The sequence below is a fragment of the Janthinobacterium sp. GW822-FHT07H11 genome (assembly GCF_058798615.1).
On sequence record NZ_CM179507.1, the window covers coordinates 3,466,340 to 3,489,573 of the forward strand.

Here is a 23,234-nt window from a genome sequence, read left to right on the forward strand (position 1 = left end):
TCGCGCGGCCGGTCCGCACGCGCCACCGACTCGAAGAGGCTAGGCATGAATCCGTTCCGACGTGCACTGTTGAAGAATGCGCTGGCCCTGGCGGCCGCCGGCGGCCTGCTGGGCGCGTGCCGCACGCGCTACCCGCTGGCACCCGCCGATGACAGCGTGCCCATGCACGACTACCTGATCGGGCCCGGCGATTCCGTCAACATCATCGTGTGGCGCAATCCCGAGGTGTCGCTGACGGTGGCCGTGCGGCCGGACGGCAAGATCACCACGCCGCTGGTGGAAGACCTGCCGGCCAGCGGCAAGACCTCGACCCAGCTGGCGCGCGACATCGAGCAGGCGCTGGGCAAGTTCATCCAGCAGCCGGTGGTGACGGTCATCGTCACCAATTTTTCCGGCCCCTACGACGAGCAGATCCGCGTGATCGGCGAGGCGGCCAAGCCGCAGGCGCTGCCGTATCGCCTGGGCATGTCGCTGATGGACGTGCTGATCGCCGTCGGCGGCATTACCGATTTTGCCGCCGGCAACAAGGCCAGCATCATCCGCGTGCGCGAGGGCCGCCAGCAGCAGCTGCGCGTGCGCCTGGACGACTTGCTGAAAGAGGGCGATATTTCCGCGAATGTCACGATGCGTCCGGGCGACGTCTTGCTGATCCCGGAAAGCTTTTTTTAAGGCCAGTTTCCAGAGCAGGCTCATGCTGACAAAAAAGCACTTTTATTTGTCATTTTGTACTTACTGGCAAATTTCAGGGCGTTATTTGCTATTAAATAGGTAATTTCTTCTGTTTTTTTTGCGGTCGGCGGGAACTTCTCCAGTTTTCCTCTTGTCACAAGGCATTGGCTTCAGTCCGTCTCAAAGCGGAGGGCCGATGATAGCGAGGACAAGATGAGCTTAGAAGACGAACCAATTATTTCCTTTGACACGCCCGGCGGCTTCAGCGACCTGGTGGTCGGCGAAGGCAAGATCGATCCGGCCATGGAGCACGAACTCGACTTGCAGCGCTTCCATATCCGCATGGCCAATTCGCGCGGACGGCGCGAAGCGGCCAGCTTGCTGATCCGCAAGATGTATGGCTGGCGCGGCTATGCCGTCGATCCCGGCATCGCGCATGCGCTCAACAAGATCACCCTGTTTGCGGAAACGGCCGGCACCACGGTCGGCACCATGACCTTGTGCCTGGACAACGACGAAACGGGCTTGCCCGCCGACGAAAACTTCCGCGACAAGCTCGACCTGCTGCGCGACGAGGGGCGGCGCCTGTGCGAACCGTCGCGCCTGGCCATCGACAAGGGCGTGAGCAAGCGCGTGTTCGCGGCGCTGATCCATATTTCGTATATCTATGCCCACAACATCCACGGCTTCACGGACTACGTGATCGAAGTCAATCCGCGCCACGTGGTGTTTTACAAGCGCATGCTGGGGTTCCGCGATTTTGGCGGCGAGCGCGAGTGCACGCGCGTGGGGGCGCCGGCCGTGCTGCTGCGGCTAGACCTCGACTACATGGGCGAGCAGATCCGTAAATACGGCGGCTTGATGGAACAACATGGGGGTGAACGGTCGTTTTACCCCTTTTTTTTTCCAACATGGGATGAGCCTGGCATCACGGACCGCCTGCGCCAGGGACGCAACTGACGCCTATTTGTTTTTTAACAGGATCGCCTGCATGTAGTGGCCGGGAATGGCATAGGTAATGCCGCTCGGCGCGCTGATGGCGCTTTCCTTCAAGCCTTTCACGTACACCATGTTGACGATGCCGTAGACGATGCCCGTGTCCGGATCGAACAGGGGACTGCCGCTGCTGCCCGGGTAGGCGGTCGCGTCCAGCTGGAACACGGTGTAGGGCGACTTTTGCAATTGCGCCAGGCGCTTCGCATCGAGGCGCTGCGCGTTTTCGCTGGGCATGACCACCGGCGTCAGCGACGACACGGTGGCGCGGTGCGTCACGTGGTGCAGGCCCAGCAGCATGCCCAGCGGGAAACCCGTGAAGGCCAGGGCCTGGCCTTCGCGCACGCGGGCCGCGTCGCCCAGCTGCAGGGCCGGCAGCGGCGCGCCCGACAGGCGCAGCAAGGCCAGGTCGTGCTCGGCGTCGATGGCGCGCACGCTGGCCGGGCGGAACTGGGCCGTGTCGCCCTGGCCCGTGAGGATGCCGATGACTTCGTTGGGATTGGCGTCGAGCAGCTTCTGGATCACGTGGGCGCAGGTGAGCACGCTCAAGCCATCGTCCGTGACGAAGCCCGTGCCGATGAAGGTCATGGGCGGCGTGCGCGTCTTTTGCACGCTGCCGACGCCGACGACCGATGGCTTGATGCGCGCAATCACTTGCGCCAGCGTATCGTCGGCGCGGCCCGGCGGCACGGCGGACAGCAAGCCCAGGCAGAACAGGGACGTGGACAGCAGGGTTTTCATGGGGGCGGCTCCTGGACGGGGGCGGGGGCATGGGGAAGGCGCAACAGCGCGCACAGCAGCATCAGATAGCACAGCAGGGCGATGCGCGGCACGTCGAGCAGGCTGTCGAACAGGCCGACGACGAGAAAGCCGGCCAGGCTGGCGCCGCCCGCGATGGCCCAGGCATGGCCGCGCGCGGCCGCGCGCAGCAGCCGCATGGCGGCCAGCGTCATCAGTCCCAGCATGGCCACGGCGCCGCACACGCCCGATTCGATCAGCAGATGCAGCGGCAGGTTCTTGACGTGCCAGGGCAGGTGGTGGTGGTCGCTGCTGAAGAACCAGTAGTCGGGGGCGGCGCTGAACTGGCCATTGGCGACCAGTTCCGCGCCGTCGTCCGCGCGCAGGCTCAGGTTGTCGATATCGATCACGGACGAGGCGGCCGTGCCGCTGGCCGCCACTTCCAGCTGCACCGGCGCGCGCAGCAGCCAGGGGCTGCCGCCCAGCCAGGCGCTGTCGACGCGCGCCTCGACATGCTGCCAGACGGGCCGGCCGGCCACGGGCGGCGGCAGGCGCAGCGGCACGTTGACGCAGTTTTGCGGGTACAGCAGCTGGCGCTCGCATAGCCGTACCTGCAGCACGGGCATGGGGCCGGCGCGGCGCACGTCGAGCGCCAGCGTGTACGCGCGCCGCGGCTCGACCGGCAGCCGTTGCAGCAGGCGCAGCAGTTCGCCATAGCCGGCGCGGTAGCCGGGACTGGCCAGCCGGAGATAGCGGTTGCCTGCCTCATCGGCGTATGCCATGCTGGCCGGTATCTCGCGCAAGGGATTGCGCCAGAAATAGGTGGCGGGAAAGCTGCCCGTGCCCATGCCGAACGCGGTGCTGGCCGCATCGGCCGACATCATGCCGAGCGCCTGGCGCCAGTGGCGCAGCCGGCCCTGCAAGTCGCCGCCGCTGGTGGCGAAGCGTTCCGTCGCGTAGTAGCTGGCCGACACGGGTATGGCCAGCAGCATCAGCACGCCCGCCGCGCCGGCCAGGCCCAGGCTGGCGCGGTTCAGCTGCCACAGGGGCGGCCGCAGGCGCGCATTGCCCAGCATGGCGGCGGCCAGGGCGACGACCAGGCCGGTAGCGGGCAGGGCCGGCGCCCCGGCCCAATGCCAGCCTATCCACACGAGATTGCAGGCAAGCAGGGTCCATGCCATCATGGCCAGGCACAGCCGGGCCGGGCCGCCGCCAGGCGGGCGCCCGACCGGCCACAGCGCGCCGGCCAGCAGCAGTGCCGACAGCAGGAACAGGCAATACGGCGGCTTCAGCCAGCCTGCCGCCGGCAGGCCTGCCGGCCACCAGGCGGCCAGCAGGCCTTCGATGGCCAGCGCGCACAGCACGCAGGCGGGCGCCAGCCGCCACGGCAACGGCCGCGTGGCCAGCACGAAGCTTGCGCCCAGCAGCACCACGGCGGCGATCAGGCCGCGGTAGCCGCCGCTGCCGAACAGGTACAGCAGCACGCTGGCGGCCGCCGCCAGCAGCAGGCCGGCGCCGGCGCGGCGCCCTGGCGGGCGGCGCGGTCCATGGCGGCCGGCGGCGAGCGCCTGCCACAGCGACAGCAGGCCGCCGGCCAGCATGGCCGCGTACAGGGCGCGCGAGAACGTGGTGAGCGCCGCGTGCAGCGCCAGCGCCAGCAGCAGCAGGGCCAGCGCGCCGTGCCGGCGCGTGCGCGCGCGGGCCAGCCACAGCGCCGCGAACGGCAGGCTCAGGGCCAGGTAGCCGTCGAGGGCGGCGCCGCCCGTGTGCATGGCGGAAAACGGCGCCGTGATGCGATAGTCGCTGGACAGGTTCAGCAGGCCGGGAAACACGGCGCGCTCCCACAGCGCACAGGCGGCCACCATGGCCAGTCCCGCCAGCAGGCCCGGCAGCGCATAGCGGCGCAATGCCGGCCCGCTGGCATCGCGCAGCAGCAGCGGCAGCAGCAGCATGGCCCAGGCCCAGGCCTTGCCCAGGCGCAAGCTGTTGTAGTGGCTGAGATAATTGTTCCACGCATCGGCATCGGCGGGCGGCAGCGGCAGCAAGCCGCGCAGCAGCGCCGCCAGCCAGGCCAGGCAGCACAGCAGCAGCCAGGCGCGCGCCACGGGCGCCAGGCTGGCCGCGGGGGCCGCCTGGCCCAGCCGCCAGTAACCGCAGGCCAGCGTCAGCAGCAGCAGCAGGTCGATTTCCTCGAGAAAGAACCAGCCCGTCCACGGCGCCAGGTCCAGCACGGGCAGCAGGGCCGGCAGGCAGAACAGCCAGCAGGCGGGACGCCGCCACAGCAGTAGGGCGTAGACGGGCAGCAGGGCGGCGAACAGCCAGGCGGGCCAGCCGCGGGCCAGCGGGTAGGCGTGCAGGGCCAGCAGGAAGGCGCCGCCCGCCAGCAGGGCCAGCAGGCGCGCCGCGCGCGTCGCCATGGCCTACAGCTGGGTCAGCAGGGCCTGGGCCTCGGCCCGCTGCGGGAAGTCCTTGTTGGCCGCCAGCAGCTGTTCCAGTTGCTTGCGCGCGCCGCCCTTGTCGCCGGACCTGGCCAGCGCCACGCCCAGGTGGTACTGGATTTCCGCCGCCTTCGGCGCCAGGTCCGCCGCCTTGCGCAGCAGGCCGGTGGCGCGCTTCGGCTCGCCCTGTTCCAGCAGGATCCAGCCCAGGGTGTCGAGCACGGCGGCATTGTCGGGCGCCAGCTTCAGCGCCTGTTCGGCCGTCGCCTGCGCGCGCCTGTCCTTGTCTTGCTGGTACGCCCATGCCAGGTCGTTCAGGGCCAGCACGTTGCCGGCATCCCTGGCGATGATGTGCTGGTATTGCTCGATGGCCGCGCGGTATTGCTTGGCCACCAGCTTGGTGCTGGCCAGATAGGTGCGCGTGGGCAAGTCGTTCGGGTTTTCCTTCAGCCATGCGGCCATGCGCGCGTCCGCCTCGGCCGCTTGCCCGGATGCCTGCAAGGCGCGGTATATCTGCACTTGCAGCGGACCGATCCTGCTGATCTGGTAAGCGCGCTCGTACAGCTTGAGCGCCTGTTGCGGCTGCTTTTGCTCCATCAGGACGTCGCCCTCGAGCTTGTAGCCGGCCGCCAGCTTGGGTTGCTGCTGCTGGACCTGGCGCGCCACGCCCAGCGCTTCGCGCTGCCGGTTCAAGGCCAGCAGCATGGCCACTTCGATCACTTGCGCATCGAGCAGCGTGGGGTCCAGCGCCTGCGCCCGCTTGACGGCCTGCAGCGCGCCGCCATGCTCGCCCAGCGCCAGGTGCAGGCTGGCGATGCGCATCTGCAAGGGGGCCGAGGTGGTCTGCACGCTGGCCAGCTTGGCGTAGCTGTCCAGCGCCGCCTGCGCCAGGCCGGCGCTGTATTCCACCTGCGCGCGCAGGGCCAGCGCGTCGGCATCGCCCGGATGGCCCGTCTGCAGCGTGCGCGCCAGGTCCAGCGCCTTTTGCGTTTCGCCCGTCTTCAGGTAGAAATTGCTCAGCAGTGAAGCGGGCGCGACGGCGTCGGGATTATCCTTGTGCGCCCGTTCCAGCCAGCGCCGCGCCTCGTCCGTCTTGCCCTGCGAGGCGGCCAGCTTGGCCAGTGCCGCGCACAGGTCGGCATTCTTCGGCGCTTTCGCCAGCGCCTTTTCGAAGCGCTGGCGGGCCAGTTCGGGCTTTTTCTCGGCCATGTCGATCTGTGCCAGGTTGGTCAGCGCGGGCAGGTAGAGCGGGTCGATGGCCAGCGCCTGCTCGAAGCTGGCACGCGCGGCGGGCAGGTCGCGCAAGGCCAGGTAGACGCCGCCCTTCAGGTTCAGCAGCAGGGGATTCGTGCCTTTCTGCTTTTCCATCACCACGACGGTGGCCAGCGCCTTGTCGTTCTGCTTGTTGCGCAGCAAGGTCATCACCAGCATGGTGCCGGCCTGCGGCGAGTTCTTGTCGAGCACGCTGGCACGCTCCAGTTCGCTGATGGCGCGGCCGCTTTCACCCATGCCCAGGCGGCTCACGCCCAGGGCCGCATGCAGCTTGGCGGTGTCGGGCGCGAGCCCGCTGGCTTTTTCGAAATACACGGTGGCCTGGTCGTAGCGGCGCGCGCGCAGGTGCGCCTCGCCGGCCAGCGACAGCAGTTCCACGTCGTCGGGAGCGCGCGCCAGCAGCGGCAGCAGCCGGTCGATGGCCATGTCGTTCTTGCCCCGCATCAGCTCGATGGACGCCATCATCTTGTTGGCATACAGATGCCCGGGTTGCGCGGCGAGGAAACGCTGCAGGTAGGTCTCCGCCAGCTGGGGCGAGCCCAGCGCCAGCTGCACGGCGCCGGCCAGCAGGATGGACGGCTGGTGCTCGGGCGCCGCCTTGAGCACCAGTTGCAAGCCTTCCAGCGAGGCCTTGTACTTGCCCTGGCGGAAATCGAGCAGGGCCTGCGCCTGCAGCAGGCCCAGGCTGTTGGGTGCCGTCCTGCGCGCCGTGGCCAGCTGCGCCGCCGCTTCGGCGTAGCGGTTTTCGCTGATGTCGAGGTTGGCGAGATCGATATGCGCTTGCGTATTGTCGGGCTTGAGCTGGAGGATCTGCAGGTAGGCGCGCCGCGCCGCCTCGTTCCTGCCTTGCAGGCGCTGCAGGTCGCCCTGCAGGCGCAGCGCGTCCAGGTCGCTCGGCCCCGCTTTCAGCGCCTGCGCGACCAGCAGCTCGGCGCTGCCCGGCTGCTGCTCCAGCGCGGCGATGCGCGCCATGCCCAGCAATGCCTGCACCTGCTCGGGATGGCGTTCGAGCAGGCGCGCAAACACGGCGCGCGCCTCGTCCGTGCGGCCCAGGGCCAGCAAGGCGTCGCCGCGCAGCGCCAGGATGGCCGGTGGCTGGGCGGCATCGTCGGGTACCTCGCCCAGGACCTTGTCGAACTGGCCCAGCATCAGCCAGGCCTTGCCCAGCAAGGGCAGGACCTGGGCCGCGGGCAGGCCCAGCGCCTGTGCCTTGCGCAATTCCTTTTCCGCCGACAGGGCTTCGCCCGTATCGAGATAGATGCTGCCCAGCAGCATGCGGCCCTGGCGGTTTTCCGGTTCCTTTTGCAGCAGGTTCTTCAGCTGGATGATGGCGGCCCGCGCTTCGCCCTTCTGGCGGTACTGTTGTGCCTCGGCCAGCAGGCTGTCGCTGCTCTGCGTGCCGTGGCACGCCGTCAGCAGCGGCAGCGGCAGCAGCAGGGCGGTGCACAGGGCGCAGGCGGGCAAACGGGGCAGGGCAGGCAGGGAAAGGCGGGGCATGGAAGTCTCCGGTATCGGCATGCGCGGGGGCAGCGCACAGCCTAGGTTAAAAAAGATGTGCGTGGGCCTCATTGATTGTGCTCAACAGGCCGGCGATTGCCGTCCGCGCGGCTTGCCGGCGGCCCGGCTTCCTTGTTCCCGCTCAAGAATGGTCGCGGCCGCGACCGTAGAATTTCCCCGACGGCGGCAGCTTCGCCACAACCAGACGGAGCACATATGGACAGCAAGGTGGCCGGCAACGGCGGCGTGGTGGCGGTGATGGGACTCGGCTATGTGGGCCTGCAGCTGGCCGTGGCCTTCGGCGCGCGCCGGCGCACCATCGGCATCGACCTGTCGCAGCGCAAGGTGGACAGCTATCGGCGCCACGTCGACCCGACGGGCGAGGTCAGCGGCGAACAGCTGCGCGCCGCGCAATGGCTGAGCGTCGGCTGCGACCCGGCCGAGCTGCAGCTGGCCGACTTCATCGTCGTGGCCGTGCCCACGCCCGTCGACAGCGCGCACAATCCCGATTTTTCCGCGCTGGCCGGCGCCAGCGCGGCCGTGGGCCGCCACATGAAGCGGGGCGCCATCGTCATCTACGAGTCGACCGTGTATCCGGGCGCCACCGAGGAAATCTGCATCCCGCTGCTGGAACAGCATTCGGGCCTGCGCTGGAAGGACGACTTCCACGTGGCTTTTTCGCCCGAGCGCATCAACCCCGGCGACCGGGCGCACACGCTGCACAGCATCCGCAAGGTGGTGTCCGGCGACGACGCGCCCACGCTGGACAAGGTGGCGTCGCTGTACGAAGGCGTGGTCGAGGCCGGCGTGCACCGGGCGTCCAGCATCCGCGTGGCGGAAGCGGCCAAGGTCATCGAGAACACGCAGCGCGACCTGAATATCGCGCTGATGAATGAACTGGCCATCATCTTCGACCGCATCGGCATCGATACGCTGGAAGTGCTGGAGGCGGCCGGCACCAAATGGAACTTCCTGCCATTTCGCCCCGGCCTGGTGGGCGGCCACTGCATCGGCGTCGACCCGTACTACCTGACGCACAAGGCGGAGATGCTGGGCTACCACCCGCATGTGATCCTGGCCGGGCGCCGCATCAATGACGGCATGGCCAAGTTCGTGGCGGAAAAGACCATCAAGGAAATGGTGCGCGCCGGCTTCAAGCTCAAGGGCGCGCACGTGAACGTGCTGGGCCTGACCTTCAAGGAGAACTGCCCGGACCTGCGCAACTCGAAGGTGGTCGACATGATCCACGAACTGCAGTCGTACGGCGTGCAGGTGCATGTGCACGATCCCGTGGCCGACGCGCAGGAAGCGCTGGAAGAATACGGCCTGGCGCTGGAAAGCTGGGAACAGCTGCCGCAGGCCGAAGCCGTCATCAGCGCCGTCTCGCACCACGCCTTGCTGCTCCGTCCGCTGGCCGACTTCCAGGCCAAGGTAGTGGAAAATGGCTGCTTCATCGACATCAAGTCGCATTTCGACCCGCATGCGCTGGCGGCGGGCGGCCTGCATGTGTGGCGGCTGTGATGGACGATTGCCGCGCGCGGCCGGGCGGCGCCGCGCCTGGCGGGCAGGCCGGCGCGGGCGCGTATGCGCAAGCGTGCGCGCGGCTGGAACAGGCGCCGTGCCGCTGGCTGGTCACGGGCGCGGCCGGGTTCATCGGCTCGCACCTGCTGCAAACCCTGCTGTCGCTGGGCCAGACGGTGCGCGGCCTCGATAATTTCTCGACGGGCCACCGGCACAACCTGGCGCTGGTGCGCGCGGCGGTGGGCGAACGGGCCTGGCGGCGCTTCGACTTCATCGAGGGCGACATCCGCGACCCCGGCGCCTGCGCGGCCGCCTGCGCCGAGGTCGATACGGTGCTGCACCAGGCGGCGCTGGGGTCCGTTTCGCGCTCGCTCGAGGAGCCCCTGCTGTGCCACGCCGTCAATGTCAGCGGTTTTCTGAACATGCTGGCGGCCGCCCGCGCGGCCGGCGCGCGGCGCTTCGTGTATGCGGCATCGAGCGCCACCTACGGCGACCATCCGGCCTTGCCGAAAGTGGAACAGCATATCGGCGCGCCGCTGTCGCCGTATGCCTTGAGCAAATACGTCAACGAACTGTACGCGCACGTGTATGCGCGCTGCTTTGCCACGCAAGCCGTGGGGCTGCGCTACTTTAACGTGTTTGGCCCCAGGCAGGATCCGCTGGGCGCCTACGCGGCCGTGATTCCCCGCTGGATAGGCGCCATGCTGGACGGACAGGCCGTGCAGATCCATGGCGACGGCGCCACCAGCCGCGACTTCTGTTTTGTCAGCAATGCCGTGCAGGCGAACATCCTGGCCGCCACCACCGTGGACCCGGCGGCCATCAACCAGGTGTACAACGTGGCCGTGAATGCGCGCACCAGCCTGGCGCAGCTGCACGCCGGCATGCAGGCGATGCTGCTGGCCGCCTGCCCGCGACACCTGCCGCGGGCGCCCGTCCATGGCGACTTCCGCGCCGGCGACGTGCGCCATTCGCAGGCCGACATCGGCAAGGCCGCGCGCCTGCTTGGCTATGCGCCCACGCATGACCTGGCGCAGGGGCTGCGGCTGACCATCGACTGGTACCTGACGCAACACCGGGGCCAGCCTCCGCTCGGCGCCGGCCAGCCCGGCCGCGCCTGACAGCATGAGCGCACGAGCGCTTGGCGGCCCGCACGCTGAAACGCCGAAACGCCGAAACGCCGAAGCGCCGAAGCGCTCAATGCGCGGCGGGCGGTGCGGCGACGCCGCCGGCCTTGCCGTTGAGGACCTTGGGCATGCCGCGGAAATCGACCGTATGCAGGCTCACGGGCCGTCGCCAGACCCTGGCCAGGTAGGCCAGCACGCGCTCGGCCTGCTCCAGGTCGAGGCCACGTCCGTCGCGCTGGTGATCGTGGCGCAGCACCAGGCTGCCATCGTCATGCACCAGGGTGGCGGCGATGCAGGGCGCGCCATAGTTGTACTTGGGTGCCAGGATGGCTTCGCGGACGGCGTGCAGGTCGCGGCTGGCCAGCCGTACCTCGCCGTCGAGCCGGTCTTCGTGCACGAACAGGCCCAGCTGATCGGCCAGTTCCGCATCGAGATAATTACGGATGAAGCTGAAATCGTCGTCGTCGCGGCAAATCCGGCGCGCCGCCTGCAAGCCTTCGCGTGCGATGATGCGTTCCCACATGCAAAAACCCAGGTGATACGGATTCACGGCCAGGGCCAGCTGCTTGTCGCCCGCATACGGGCGCACCACGTCCGAATGCGATTTGACGGCGCCGATATACAGGGCCGGCGGCAGGAAGTCCGCTTCGCGCAGCAGCCGCGCATGCCAGTACGAGGCCCAGCCCTCGTTCATGATCTGGCAGGCATAGACAGGGTAGAAATAAAACGATTCTTCGCGCACGGCGAGAAAGATATCGCGTTCCCAGTCGGCCAGTTCCGGCGCGTGGCGCGCGATGAACCACAGCAAGTCATACTCGGGCTGCGGCGGCAGCGGCGCGCGCTGCGCCGGGCCCGCAGGCGCCGGCACCCCGGCTTCACCGGGCAGGCGCCGGTAGCGGCGTGAAAACGGGCCAGGCGCGCCGTGCGTATCGGCCGCGGCGGGCATGGACTGCTCGGCATAGGGCGCGCGGTGCAGCGCGGCATTGATGTCCACATGCTGTTCCAGCGCCAGTGCCGCGTCGAGCACGGCTTCGACCTTGTCCTGCCCATGGCGCTGCAGCGCCGCCTCGATGCGGTGGGCCCTGGCCGCGCTTTGCTCGAGGATATGGCTGCCCGCCATGGCGCCAAAGCGCACAAACAGCTGGTTGCGGCGGGCAAAGTCGGCATGGCCCAGCACATGCGCGGTGACCAGGGTATTTTCGGCCAGCGAATTGTTTTCCGCCATGTAGGCGTGGCAGGGGTCGCCGGGGAACATGACTTCGAAGATATGCGAGTTGCCCATCTTCTGATGCACGAGCTGGTGGATGTAGCGCACGCCAAACGACCAGTGGCGCATGCGCACGGGCAAGCCATAGATGGCGATCTCGGCCATGAAGCTGTTGGGCACCAGCTCGAAGTCGACGCGGTTGAATTCCAGGCCCAGCGCCCTGGCCAGCTCCTCGATGCGCGCCCCGTAGTCGGCCAGGGCGGCCGCATCGGCGGCACCTGGCGTGCTCATGCCCCCTCCCTGGCATCATCGGCCTCATGCTGGAAGAAGGTGCGGATGGCCGCCCAGACATCGTCGGGCGTGGCCAGGATGCTGCTGCGCAGCGGCAAGCCGCGCCTTTGCTGCTCGGCGCACAGCCGGTGCATTTCCGTTTCCATGCTGCGCGGCACCCCGGGCACCGTTTCCACATAGCCCATATAGTTGAGCAAGCCGGCCAGTTCGCCCAGGGCCAGGCTGGCGGGGGCACGGTCCTCGCTGAAGTTTTCGCCATCGGACGCATAGAACAGGTAGGCATTGTACTGGCCGGGCGCATAGCGTTCCTTGAGCAGTTCCTGGCTCAGGCGGAAGGCGCTGGAGGCCATGGTGCCGCCCATGCCGTTGACCTGGAAGAAAGCTTCTTCGGAAAACTCCCAGGCCCGCGTCGTGTGCGCGATAAAGCGGGTTTCCACGCGCGCATAGTTGCGGCGCAAGCCTTGCAAGGCAAAGAAGAAGAACGATTTCGCCAGCCGGCGTTCGGCCTGCGCCATGCTGGCCGAGACGTCGAGCACGAACAACACGACGGCATTCGCGCTGGGCCGCGGTTGCGATAAAAGTTGCCGGAAGCGCAAGTCGTCATTGGTGAAGGCCACGGGCTGTTCCTGCAGGGCGCGCCGCTTGATCGCTTCCTTGGCGGTGCGCCGGCGGTCCAGGCGCGAGCGGGCGCCGTGCCTGTCCCAGCCGGACCGCACCAGCTGCACCTCGTCGATGGCGCTCAGGTGCCGCGGCTTGAGGTGGGGCAGCTTCAGCTCGTCCCACAGCCATTCCAGGATGTCGTCGACGGCAAATTCCAGCAGCACGCGCACCTCGCCTTCGCCGTTGCCGCCCGCGCCGCCGGCATCGGAGCCGGCCGTGCCGGCCGGCCGCGCCGGCCGCAGAATATCGCCGGGCTGGCCGTCGCCCTGGCCCGCCGCGCGGCTGCTGCGCGCGGGCGCCAGGCGGAAATGCGCGTGTTCGAGCAGGCGCACGGGCACTTGCACGGTGCGCTGTTGCGGCCCGCCGATCAGGTCCGGGCCGGCGATCAGCTCGGGCAGGTGGGCTTGCACGGCATCGCGCACCTTCTGGTTGTGCCGCAGCCAGTCGCGCGCGCCGCGCGAAAACAGCGCATACCACGGCTGCGCCAGGTGGCGCCGCGCCTGGCCGGAGCCGGCTGGCGGACCGGCCGCTGGCGTGGCGGGCCTGCCGTCTGCGGCGGCTGGCGGCTGCATGGCGGCGGGCAGGGGGGGCGTGGGCATGCTCATTCCTGCGCCAGCAAGGTGGTCACGTAGTTCAGCGCTTCGCGGGCGCTGTGCGCGTCGTAGCCGTATTCGTCGACCAGGCGCTGCTCGACGGCCGAGATCTTGGCCCGCACGTCGTCGTCCGGGCGCTTGGCCGAGCTGACCAGGCGCAGCACGTCGCGCCGCTGCTCGAACAGGTATTGCTGGATGGCGTCGTGCAGCTGCACATGGGTGCCCAGGCCGAAGGGCTCGCCGCGCTTGAAGGCGCCCATGGCCTTGCGCACGACTTCCTGGCGGAACGATTGCTTGCCCGAGTCGCTGATATGGATTTTTTCCTCGACGGCCCGCAGGAAGCGTTCGTCCGGACGGCGCTCCTCGCTGGTGATGGGATCGCGGACCTGGCGGTTGTCCAGCATGGCCTCGACTTCATCGAGATACTTGTTGAGCAGGTCCTGGGCTTCCTGCTCGAACGAGACGAACAGCGCCTTGTGCACGTCGGCCTTGACCCAGCGGTTGTAGAAATCCTTGCGCGTCAGCACCAGGTAATCGATCCACTTGCGCTTGCGTCTGGGCTCGATGCGGGCATCGCTTTCGATGCCGTCCTTCAGGGCCAGCAGCACGTCCATCGTGCTCAGGCTGTTGCGCTGGGCGGCGATGATGGCGTGCGACAAGGCATTGATGACAAAGCGCGGCGACACGCCGGCCAGGCCTTCGTCGGGCGCCTTCTCGCGCTCGCGGATGCGCCGCACCTCGGTCTGGTTCAAGTCTTCCACTTCTTCGTCGGCGTGGATGCGCAGCTTCTTGACGAGGTCCGCTTCCTTGTCGTCGCCCTCCTGCATGCGGCTGAGGATGGCAAACACGGCCGCCGCGTGCAGCACATGGGGGTCCAGGTGCACTTCGCGGAAGGCGGGCGCGGCCGAGAGGATCAGCTTGCGGTAGATGCGTGCTTCCTCGCGGTAATTGAGCGTGTACGGCACCTGCACGATGACCATGCGGTCGAGCAGCGCCTCGTTCTCGCTTTCTTGCAGGAATTTGCGGAATTCCGCCAGGTTCGTATGCGCGACGATGCTTTCGTCCAGGTAAATCAGGGGAAAGCGCGAGACCTTGACATTCTTTTCTTGCGTCAAGGTCAGCAGCAGGTACAGGAATTCGCGCTTGACCTTGAGGATTTCTATCATTTCCAGCATGCCCCGGCTGGCCGCATACACGGCGCCCGACCACGACCAGGCGCGCGGGTCGCCCTCGTCGCCGTACTGCGCCACTTTCGACAGGTCGACCGAACCGACCAGGTCGGCCAGGTCGGCGGTGCTGGGGTCGTGCGGCGCGTACGTGCCGATGCCGCAGCGGCCCGCCTCGGACAGGTGGATGCGCTCGACGGGCATGCGCAGGAAATCGCCCGCGTGCTGGTCTTCCAGGCGCGCGCGGCAATGGGGGCACAGTTCGCCCTGGATATCGACGCCGTAGCTGGCGCGGAAGTCGGCGCGCATGCTCTGCGGCACCAGGTGCAGCGGCGATTCGTGCACGGGGCAGCCGGCGATCCCGTACAGCGCGCCTTCATCGCTGTGGCTGTATTCTTCCAGCCCCCGCTTGAGCAGGATCACCAGCGTGGACTTGCCGCCCGATGGCGGTCCCAGCAACAGCAGCATGCGCCGGCCCACCTCGGAACCGGCGGCGGCCGCCTTGAAATAGGCGGCGACGCGGTCGATCGCCTCGTCCATGCCGAACAGTTCGTCGTCGAACAGGCGGCAGCGGAAATGGCCGTCGCTGTCTTCGTGGCCGCTCCAGCGCATCATGTCCCACAGGTACTGGTGGGCGCTGCGGGCCAGCAGGCTGGCGCCGCCGGGCAGGACATGCGCGAGGAAGTCGGCAAGGCTGCCGCGCCACGGGCTGCCCCGGCGTGCCTCGGCATAGGCCGCCATGCGGTCGATGAAATGGGCGTGCGGCACGGCGCCATCGCCGCTGCCGCTGCCGTCGCCGCGCGCCGCGTGCCGCATGCGCTCCGTGGCGTCTTGCGCCGCCCCGCCTGGCGTCGTTGCAGCGGGCTGTGTCGTCCGTAGGCTCGTCATCGCTGTCCCATCCATGCAGTTGACAGGCCGATGCTGCCAGCCTGTCATCGCAGTATAGGATGTGGCCCGTGTTTGCACGCCTGATGTCGCTCAAGCGGAAAAACGGAACTATTTCGCAGTTGCGGCAACCATGCTGCCCGCGGCGCCGCAGTCCCCATGCGCTTCAATCCAGATCAATACGGGCCGCCGCGGCCGGCCCACACTGGTTCTCCGCAGCGAACCACAGGAGAACGAGATGATGGGAAATGACAATGGCTTTGCCGCGCCGCCGGGCGGCGGGGCGGGCCGGGCGCAGAGCGCCGACGATGAAGAGGCGGTCGACCGGTTCGCCGTGCCGGGCGAAGGGGATGGCCAGGCCGAGACCGCCTCCGTGGCAGAGGCGAACGATGCCCTGAGCGGCGTGAGCATGGAATTGCTGGAGATCAAGCGCAGCATCGAGGATGGCATGCGCCAGGCGGTGCTGCGGGCGGCCGGCGCCAGGGCCGCCGACGCGTTCAGCGATTCAGGCAATATCCAGGGCGTGTCGATCGGCCTGGGCGAGGGCGCCAGCGATACCTCGTCGGGCGAGCCGGGCCTGCCGGCGCTGACCCTGTACGTGGCCGAGCCCACTTCCGTGGACCGGGCCAAGGCCGCCATCGTCGCAGCGATGGGCGTGCGCGCCGTCGCCAGCGACCAGGTGCCCGTGAATATCGTCGTCACGGGCGTCATCGATGCCCAGCCGCACCGCTTCCGCCTGCGGCCGGCGCCGGGCGGGGTCTCGGTCGGCCATTTCCGCATCACGGCCGGCACCATCGGCTGCCTCGCCGTGGGCCGCGGCGCGCCGCGCAACAGCCGCCTGATGATCTTGAGTAACAACCACGTGCTGGCCAACTCGAACAATGGCGTGTTTGGCGACTGCATCGTGCAGCCGGGCCCCATCGATGGCGGCAAATGCCCGCAAGACCAGGTCGCCATCCTCGAGCGCTTTGTGCCGATCAACTTCGGCGGCGGCGTCAATTTCGTCGATTGCGCGACGGGCTGGGCCTGGCCCGACCGCGTGCGTCGCGAGCTGGTGTACCTGAGCGGCGGCGTGCCCGCGTATTTCCGCATCAGCAATGCACTGGTGGCGCCCACGCTTGGCATGCTGGTCGGCAAGTCCGGGCGCACCACCCAGTTGACGCAGGGCCGCATCACGGGCCTGGGCGCCACCATCAACGTCAACTACGGCGGCGGCAGGATCGCGCTGTTCCAGGACCAGATCGCCATCACGGGCGTCAGCGGCGCGTTCAGCGCGGGCGGCGATTCCGGCTCCTCGATCTGGACCTGGAACCAGCAGCGCAATCCCGTGGGGCTGCTGTTCGCCGGCGGCGGCAATATCACGTTTGCCAACCAGATGCGGCGCGTCGTGGCGGCGCTCGACATCGATCTGTATACCTGAGCCGGCGATGGGCCGCCGGGCAAGGCGGTGCCGCCTGGCGCGGCGCGACGCGGCCTTGCGCCGCACCGCCTTTTGCACGATGATGCTAGTGTCGGGAGCAGCACCAGGAGGAGTCGTCATGTCAAACAGTAAATTCATGCAGTCGCCATACGGCGTCTTCGAAGATGCCGCCATGCCCTACCTGCCGGACGGCGGCGATCAAGGCGGCGGCCGCTTCCAGCCGGCCCCGCCGGTGACAACTGGCCGGCTGGAAGCGGCCAGGCGGCGCAATGAGCGGGCGCTGATGGCCATCGACGGCGTCGAAGGCGTCAGCCTGGGGCAAACGGCCATGGGCCGCGACGCCATCGTCGTGTATCTGCGCGATTCGTCCGTCAAATGGCGGGTGCCGCTGCAAGTGGAAGGTTATCCGGTGGAAACGAGCATCACGGGCCAGATCGATATCCAGCCGCGCTAGGAAAGCCGGCCCGCGGGCCGCCCCAGGCCGGCACGCCGACGCCCGGCCGTAGCGGCGCCCGCACGCGCCGGCCAGGCCGGCCAGGCGCGCTTGCAGGCCAGGGCATCCGATGAAAGCATCCGATGAGCCCATCGGAGATCGTGCGCTTCGGCGGCGCCTGCCGCTGCCGCCGCCGCTGCCGCCCTTGGCGCGGCGGCAACGGTGGCGCGGCTTATTTGCTCAGCCGGCCTATCGCCTCGGCCACGCCCGCGCCATAGGCCGGGTCGCACAGGGTGCAGTTGCCGATGTGGCGTTGCTTGACCTGTGCCGACGCGCCCGAGATGGCGCGCGCCGTGTTGTCGAACAAGGCTTGCTGCTGTGCCGGCGTCATCAGCTGGAACAGGGCACGCGGCTGCGAATAGTAATCCTCGTCGACCCTGTGGTTCCAGTGGTCGGCCGCACCTTCGATGCTCAATGGCGGTTCGCGGAAATCTGGCTGCTCGGCCCATTGCTGCTCGCTGTTCGGTTCATAGCCCAAGGTTCCCCCCTGGTTGCCGTCGACTCGCATCTGGCCGTCGCGGTGGTAGCTGTGGAACGGGCATTTCGGCGCATTCACGGGAATATGGCTGTGGTTGACGCCGAGGCGGTAGCGCTGCGCGTCGCCATACGAGAACAGGCGGCCCTGCAGCATCTTGTCCGGCGAAAAGCTGATGCCGGGCACGACGTTGGCCGGGTTGAAGGCGGCCTGCTCGACTTCCGCGAAGTGGTTGTCGGCATTGCGGTTCAGTTCCAGCACGCCCACCTCGATCAGCGGATAGTCGCCGTGCGGCCACACTTTCGACAGGTCGAAGGGATTCAGGTGGTAGGTGCCTGCCTCTTTTTCCGGCATGATCTGCACGTACAGGGTCCAGCGGGGGAAGTCCTTGTTCTCGATGCTGTCGTACAGGTCGCGGTGCGAGCTTTCGCGGTCCTTGCCGACCAGCGCCTCGGCTTCGGCGTCCGTCAGGTTTTGTATCCCTTGCTGGGTTTTGAACGTGAACTTGACCCAGAAACGCTCGTTTTGCGCATTCAGGAAGCTGAAGGTATGGCTGCCGAAGCCGTGCATGTGGCGGAAGCTGCGCGGCAAGCCCCGGTCGCTCATCACCACCGTCACCTGGTGCAGCGCTTCGGGCAGCGAGGTCCAGAAGTCCCAGTTGCTGTTGGCGCTGCGCAAGCCGGTGCGCGGGTCGCGCTTGATGGCGTGGTTCAAGTCGGGGAATTTCAGCGGGTCGCGCATGAAGAACACGGGCGTGTTGTTGCCGACCAGGTCCCAGTTGCCTTCTTCCGTATAAAACTTCAGGGCAAAGCCGCGGATGTCGCGTTCCGCGTCCGCCGCGCCCCGTTCGCCGGCCACCGTGGAAAAGCGCGCGAACATCGGCGTTTGCTTGCCCACTGCGCCAAAAATCTTCGCCCGCGTGTAGCGCGTGATGTCGTGCGTGACGGTAAACGTGCCGTGCGCGCCCGATCCCTTGGCATGCATGCGGCGTTCGGGGATGACTTCGCGGTCGAAGTGGGCCAGCTTTTCCAGGAACCACACATCCTGCAGCAAGGCGGGGCCACGCGGGCCGGCCGTCTGGATGTTCTGGTTGTCGACGACAGGCGCGCCAAAGGCGGTGGTCAGCTTTTTCATTGGACTCTTTCTTTATAGGGAGGTCGACGGACGAGCCAGGGCCTGCCCAAACACTGGCTGGGCTGAGCAATACAATGCGCTCACCGAGGCTGGTCCAGAGTAACAAATTTCTAAAAAGCAAATTCAGTGTAATGCATTTTCGGGGCGTGCCGCTGCCCCGCCGCCGCCGGAGAGGCGGCTGGCCCATCATAGCCCGTCGGCCAGGTCTAGCCCAACACGATAGACCTGGCGCAAAGTCCGGCGTGATGTTCCCGCCTCAGCGGTAGCTGGCCCAGTGGGCGCGCAGCCAGGCCAGCACGGCCGCATGGCCGCGTATCCCGGCGGGCAAGTGGCGCTGGATCAGCCGCTCGCATTTGAGCGCCGTCGCCAGGCTGCCGCCCGACCAGCTGTTGCAGCTGTACAGCACTTCATACCATTCGTGGCGGTTCAGCAAGACGCTGTCGGGGATGGCGCGTAGCGCCGGGTCGTCGCCGTCCGCCGGGCCGTCCCGGTAGCTGAACTGCAAGTCGCTCTTCTTCATGGGGCCTGTCCGGTGATCTGCCATGCCTGCCTCGCGCTGAAATTGCGCACGAACCCATGTGCGTGCCAGGCAAGCTTATGCTTCTGGCAAATATTTCACACAGAAATACAGGCTGGCCTTGACCTGGCTTAAAACTTGTTCCAGTTATTGTGCCGGTGCTCGGTCGCTTCCTTCATCAGGTGGCCGGCGCGCACGGCGTCGTCCGCCTGCACCGTCATGGCCAGTTCCTGGATGGCGGGCGGGTACTCGTGGTGGGCCGCTTCTTCCAGCCATTCACGGCCCCTGGCCAGGTCGCGCGCCACGCCACGGCCTTCGCGGTAGGCGTTGTACAGCAGGAACATGGCATGTGGATTGCCCAGCTCGCTTGATTTTTCCAGCCAGCGCGCCGCGACCGCTTGATCTTTGGGCACGCCTTCGCCGTTGGCTGCCAGCAAGCCCAGCATCAATGCCGCCTTCGCATGGCCTTGCTGCGCCGCCTGGCGGTACCACGGCCACGCCTGCTCCGGGGTGGCGGCGCGCCGCATCTGGCCCAGTTCGAACGCCGCTTCCGTGTCGCCGGCGCGGGCCGCCTGTTCGAACAGGCTCAATGCCTCGGCGCGGCGTGCCGCGCGGGGCTGGTAAATCAGCGCCAGTTCGCGCTTGGCGACAGGCATGTCCTTGCCGGCCCAGCTGCGGACCTTGCGTTCGGCCTGGTGGTCGCCCGCCTGGCGCGCCTGCATGGCCAGCGCCTCGATTTCGGCCGCCGTGGGCGGCGGCGACGACTGGCAGGCGGCCAGGACGCCGGCCAGCACGAGGGCGGGGAGGGAAAGCGCTTGTTTCATCTGGATCACCTTCGATAAAAGCGGGCCGGAATGCCAGAGCGGCATCCCGGCCCGGCAGGCTTACTTGGACAGGTCGATGACGTACTTGGCAAAGCCGCTGGCGTCGAGCCCGCCTTCGGACGCCACATTGGCGATGCCGCTGCCCTTTGCCAGCGCCAGGTGGCCCGGCGCCGAACGCAGGATCACGGGGCCGGCCGTGGCCGTCTTGACGAAGCTCCAGCTGCGCGCGCTGCCGTTGGCCGCCAGGGTCACCTTGCCGCCCTTGCTGCTCAGCGAAGCCAGGTAAGTGCTGACCACGGCCTGATTCGCATCGGGCGACTTGATGATGGTCTTGCTGCCGTCGATGCCGGGCACGGCGCCGCCGCCGGCGCGGTAGTCGTTGGTGGCGACGATGAAGTCATCGCCGTCGGCCACGGGCGCGCCCTTGTACAGGAGGTTGACGATGCGGCTGCCGATCTTTTTCGTCACGTCGATCTGGTATGTCAGCGCATTGTTTTCCGCGTAGAACACGTCATAGTTGTAGATCGTGCCATACGACGGCACCAGGTCCTGCTCGGCCGTGGCGTTCGGGTCGATCTGGGCGAATTGCTTGGCCGACGTTTCCAGCCAGGCCTTCAAGTCCGATCCCTTGATCTTCACGGCTTGCAGGTTGTTGTTGCTATATAAATACAAATCGCCCGGATTGCGCACCTGCAGGCCGACCGGGGCGGCCGGCGAGGCGCCGGACGCCACGTCCGTGAAGTCCGACGGCCCGTTGCGGCCCGCCTTGAACGGCGCGCTGCACGAGATGACGGGAATGTTCTTGTAGCTCGACAAGGTCGCATCCGTGCTGCTGGCGATGAAATTTTTCACATAATCGAGCTGGGCCTGGTTCACCAGCTGGATGGCGCTGACGTCGCCCACCAGCGCAAAATAGGCCGACATCTCGAAATCCGTGCTGATGCCCAGCGGCTGCTTGGCATAGGCGATGGTGGCCGCGTGTTCGGTGGCCACCAGCGGCGCGATGGCCGGGTCGGCTTTCACGAGCGTCTTGCCATCCGTGTATTTGAAACCGCGCGATTCGACCGTGGTCTTGGCCGGCTGCACCACCCAACGCCCGGACTGGAATGCCAGGGTCAGCTTGATGATGCCCAGGCGGCGGCCCCAGCTTTGCGCCATGACGGTCGGCACGCCGTTCACAAAACCGTTGACGGCGTCGATCTTGGCGCTGGCCGGGAAGGCGGCAAACGAGGCGTCCAGCGCGGCAGCGCCTTCTTCCTTGCCTTTCGGGAAGATCAAGTGCGAGTGGCCTATCATCAGCGCGTCGATGCCCGTGCTGGTCAGGTGATAGCTGCCGTTTTCCATCTTCGGGCTGTAGGCGCTGGTGTCCAGGCCGCCATGCGACAGGGCCACGACGATGTCGGCGCCCTTGCTGCGCAATTCCGGCACGTACTGCTTGGCCGTTTCCTGCACGCCCTTGACGCTGACCTTGCCGGCGAGCACTTTCTGGTCCCATTCGAGGATTTGCGGCGGCACGAAGCTCAGCACGCCCACATTGATTTTCACGTCGAGCTTGCCGCCGTCCGGTTTCACGGCCGTGAAATCGCGGGGCAGCATGGTGTAGGGCTGGAAGATGGGCTTGCCGCTGGCCACGCCGACGACATTGCTCAGCACGGAAGGGAAGGCGGGGGCGCCGCAGTTGCCCGTCGGCTTGGCCACGCCCGGTATGCCGAAATCCGTGTTGGTGATCTGGCTCAGGAAAGCGAGGCCATAGTTGAATTCATGGTTGCCCATGCCGCCCGCGTCGTATTTCAGCGCGTTCATGGCCTTGTGCACGGCCAGGGTGCCCGCGCACGGCACGGGAGCGGCCACGGCCTGCAGGTCCGCCAGCAGGGTGCCCTGGATGACGTCGCCATCGTCGAGCAGCACATTGTTCGGATTTTCCGCGCGCGCCGCCTGGATCAGGGTGGACGTGCGCTCCAGGCCCAGGCTGGTGTCGTCGGCCAGCGCGTAATAGTTATAGCTGAGGACATTCGAATGAAGGTCCGTCGTTTCCAGCAGCGCCACCGTGACCGTGGTGCCTTCTGGAATGACCTGCGCCGTCGTCGAACCGCCATTGCAGCCGACCAGCCCCACACTTGCCAGCGCCGCCAGCATGACCCAATTTGTTTTCATTACCGCCCTCGGAAAGATTCAAAGGACGCGACTGTAACGCGGGCATATGACGCCACCATGACAGCGTGGCAAGGCGCATCGATGCGGGGGCCGGCGGGAAGCGGGGAAGGGCGGCGCGCCCGGCCGCCCGGCGTGCGTGCCCGGCGTCAGTCCGCTGCGCGGCGAATCGACAGATTTGCCGCCGTCGTCGACGGCGCATTCGCGTACAGCGTCGCCAGCGCATCCCAGTAGGACGCGGAAATCGCCGGACCATTGCCAAAGCCATTGAAATGGTTGGCCAGTCCAAGCGCATGTCCAAACTCATGCGTCACGATATCCTGGGTGACGTTGCAATGCCCATTGCCCAGATTCAGATACACGGGATTCGAACCGATGCCATTCTGGCTGCCTGGCTGAATCGGGTTGCCCATGTTTTTCCCTGTCGCCACATTGGCACAGTAACTGGCATAGTCGGTGGAATTGGGCGGCACATATGACGTGCCATAACTGACGAGAATATAGTTACCGCTTGCGGGAACAGTATTGACCGCATCGAGCACCAACAGGCCGCGCAATTTCGTATTAATCTGCGCGATCGCGTTTTGCGTCTTGCCCGAGTAATCCAGCTCGGTAGCGTTGCCCGCCGCCGGCGGCGTGACATAGACGGCAACGTGCTGTTGCGGGGTGCCCAGCCAGCGCCAGGTGCCAGCCGGACGATTCGCGCTTGAAAAATCAATATTGCTGGACTTGATATTGGCAATCACATCGCTATCGCTTGCGCTGACATTGTCACCGCCGCCACATGCTGATAATCCACCACAGAGCAGGGCCATTGCGATCAGGTTCAATTTCATCTAGGTTCTCGTTTTAATGGTTTTGGCAGGGCCGGGAAATGGCTTGCCTATCAAGGCCGAAAGCTTTATTGCCGCGGCAGGCGATTGTACCTCAGCTATTTACAAAAAAGCAGCAGCGGCAGCATGTCCATGGCGCCTGCGCCCGACGGCCGGCACGGCGGCAGCCCGCCTGCAATCGCCATCTTTGCGCCAGGACAAAGCCACGGAAAGATCGTTCCGGATAGACGCTTCGTGCCGGCAGCCACGGATGACCGCACACATGCAAGTCAGTTGCATTATAATTCCACATGCAACTAACTTGCGTTGAGCGGCGCGGCGCACCGCCGC

General features: G+C 67.0%; 17 protein-coding genes. 6 read left to right on the plus strand and 11 right to left on the minus strand.

The features are described from left to right. The first annotated feature begins 45 nt into the window (after nucleotides 1–45). Together AC3RCJ_RS15265 and AC3RCJ_RS15270 are read left to right on the plus strand one after the other, a co-directional pair. Nucleotides 46–669 carry an XrtA/PEP-CTERM system exopolysaccharide export protein gene (locus AC3RCJ_RS15265; protein WP_492964595.1) on the plus strand — a complete coding sequence of 208 codons (624 nt, stop codon included), beginning with the start codon at nucleotides 46–48 and terminating at the stop codon, nucleotides 667–669. Between the two features lie 213 nt (nucleotides 670–882). Beyond that, on the plus strand, nucleotides 883–1,629 hold the full coding sequence (locus AC3RCJ_RS15270) for an N-acyl amino acid synthase FeeM domain-containing protein (RefSeq protein ID WP_492964596.1): 747 nt from the start codon (nucleotides 883–885) through the stop codon (nucleotides 1,627–1,629). Nucleotides 1,630–1,632: 3 nt separating this feature from the next. Here the strand turns inward: AC3RCJ_RS15270 and AC3RCJ_RS15275 are convergent, their stop codons facing one another. From AC3RCJ_RS15275 to prsT, 3 genes are read right to left on the minus strand one after another with little or no spacing between them, the layout of a single operon-like run. Continuing rightward, entirely contained in the window at nucleotides 1,633–2,403 is a 771-nt protein-coding gene (locus tag AC3RCJ_RS15275) for a S1 family peptidase (protein ID WP_492964597.1), read from the minus strand. Next, complete coding sequence (locus AC3RCJ_RS15280; RefSeq protein WP_492964598.1) at nucleotides 2,400–4,817, minus strand: hypothetical protein; 2,418 nt, start codon at nucleotides 4,815–4,817, stop codon at nucleotides 2,400–2,402. Before AC3RCJ_RS15280 ends, AC3RCJ_RS15275 begins: the two co-directional genes overlap by 4 nt. Before the next feature lie 3 nt (nucleotides 4,818–4,820). Further along, entirely contained in the window at nucleotides 4,821–7,607 is a 2,787-nt protein-coding gene (gene prsT, locus AC3RCJ_RS15285) for an XrtA/PEP-CTERM system TPR-repeat protein PrsT (RefSeq protein ID WP_492964599.1), read from the minus strand. Nucleotides 7,608–7,823: 216 nt separating this feature from the next. On the opposite strand from prsT, the gene AC3RCJ_RS15290 reads away from it, so the two are divergent. Further along, on the plus strand, nucleotides 7,824–9,128 hold the full coding sequence (locus AC3RCJ_RS15290) for a nucleotide sugar dehydrogenase (RefSeq protein WP_492964600.1): 1,305 nt from the start codon (nucleotides 7,824–7,826) through the stop codon (nucleotides 9,126–9,128). Further along, a complete protein-coding gene (locus AC3RCJ_RS15295; RefSeq protein ID WP_492964601.1) occupies nucleotides 9,128–10,249 on the plus strand; it encodes an SDR family oxidoreductase in 1,122 nt (373 codons plus the stop codon). Before AC3RCJ_RS15290 ends, AC3RCJ_RS15295 begins: the two co-directional genes overlap by 1 nt. Before the next feature lie 76 nt (nucleotides 10,250–10,325). Here the strand turns inward: AC3RCJ_RS15295 and AC3RCJ_RS15300 are convergent, their stop codons facing one another. Genes AC3RCJ_RS15300 through AC3RCJ_RS15310 form a run of 3 tightly spaced genes read right to left on the minus strand, consistent with a single transcriptional unit; the run spans nucleotide 10,326 to nucleotide 15,060 of the window. Then, entirely contained in the window at nucleotides 10,326–11,753 is a 1,428-nt protein-coding gene (locus tag AC3RCJ_RS15300; RefSeq protein ID WP_492964602.1) for a SpoVR family protein, read from the minus strand. Next, entirely contained in the window at nucleotides 11,750–13,012 is a 1,263-nt protein-coding gene (locus AC3RCJ_RS15305; protein ID WP_492964603.1) for a DUF444 family protein, read from the minus strand. The genes AC3RCJ_RS15300 and AC3RCJ_RS15305 overlap by 4 nt, the downstream gene beginning before the upstream one ends. Before the next feature lie 2 nt (nucleotides 13,013–13,014). Further along, the gene (locus AC3RCJ_RS15310) at nucleotides 13,015–15,060 is read right to left on the minus strand and encodes a serine protein kinase (protein WP_492964604.1); all 2,046 of its coding nucleotides are present in this window, start codon (nucleotides 15,058–15,060) and stop codon (nucleotides 13,015–13,017) included. A 235-nt stretch (nucleotides 15,061–15,295) separates the two neighbouring features. Here AC3RCJ_RS15310 and AC3RCJ_RS15315 point away from each other — a divergent pair, with 235 nt between their 5' ends. Continuing rightward, the gene (locus AC3RCJ_RS15315) at nucleotides 15,296–16,477 is read left to right on the plus strand and encodes a chymotrypsin family serine protease (protein ID WP_492964605.1); all 1,182 of its coding nucleotides are present in this window, start codon (nucleotides 15,296–15,298) and stop codon (nucleotides 16,475–16,477) included. Nucleotides 16,478–16,595: 118 nt separating this feature from the next. Next, entirely contained in the window at nucleotides 16,596–16,931 is a 336-nt protein-coding gene (locus tag AC3RCJ_RS15320; RefSeq protein ID WP_492964606.1) for a hypothetical protein, read from the plus strand. Nucleotides 16,932–17,142: 211 nt separating this feature from the next. On the opposite strand, the gene AC3RCJ_RS15325 is transcribed toward AC3RCJ_RS15320, so the two are convergent. From AC3RCJ_RS15325 to AC3RCJ_RS15345, 5 genes are all read right to left on the minus strand, one after another. Further along, a complete protein-coding gene (locus AC3RCJ_RS15325) occupies nucleotides 17,143–18,579 on the minus strand; it encodes a catalase (protein WP_492964607.1) in 1,437 nt (478 codons plus the stop codon). A 256-nt stretch (nucleotides 18,580–18,835) separates the two neighbouring features. After that, complete coding sequence (locus AC3RCJ_RS15330) at nucleotides 18,836–19,099, minus strand: hypothetical protein (protein WP_492964608.1); 264 nt, start codon at nucleotides 19,097–19,099, stop codon at nucleotides 18,836–18,838. Between the two features lie 128 nt (nucleotides 19,100–19,227). Continuing rightward, nucleotides 19,228–19,920: a tetratricopeptide repeat protein gene (locus AC3RCJ_RS15335; RefSeq protein WP_492964609.1), complete on the minus strand. Its 693-nt coding sequence runs from the start codon at nucleotides 19,918–19,920 to the stop codon at nucleotides 19,228–19,230. A 60-nt stretch (nucleotides 19,921–19,980) separates the two neighbouring features. Next, complete coding sequence (locus AC3RCJ_RS15340; protein ID WP_492964610.1) at nucleotides 19,981–22,074, minus strand: bifunctional 2',3'-cyclic-nucleotide 2'-phosphodiesterase/3'-nucleotidase; 2,094 nt, start codon at nucleotides 22,072–22,074, stop codon at nucleotides 19,981–19,983. Nucleotides 22,075–22,220: 146 nt separating this feature from the next. After that, complete coding sequence (locus tag AC3RCJ_RS15345; RefSeq protein ID WP_492964611.1) at nucleotides 22,221–22,907, minus strand: zinc metalloprotease; 687 nt, start codon at nucleotides 22,905–22,907, stop codon at nucleotides 22,221–22,223. Nucleotides 22,908–23,234: the final 327 nt, after the last annotated feature.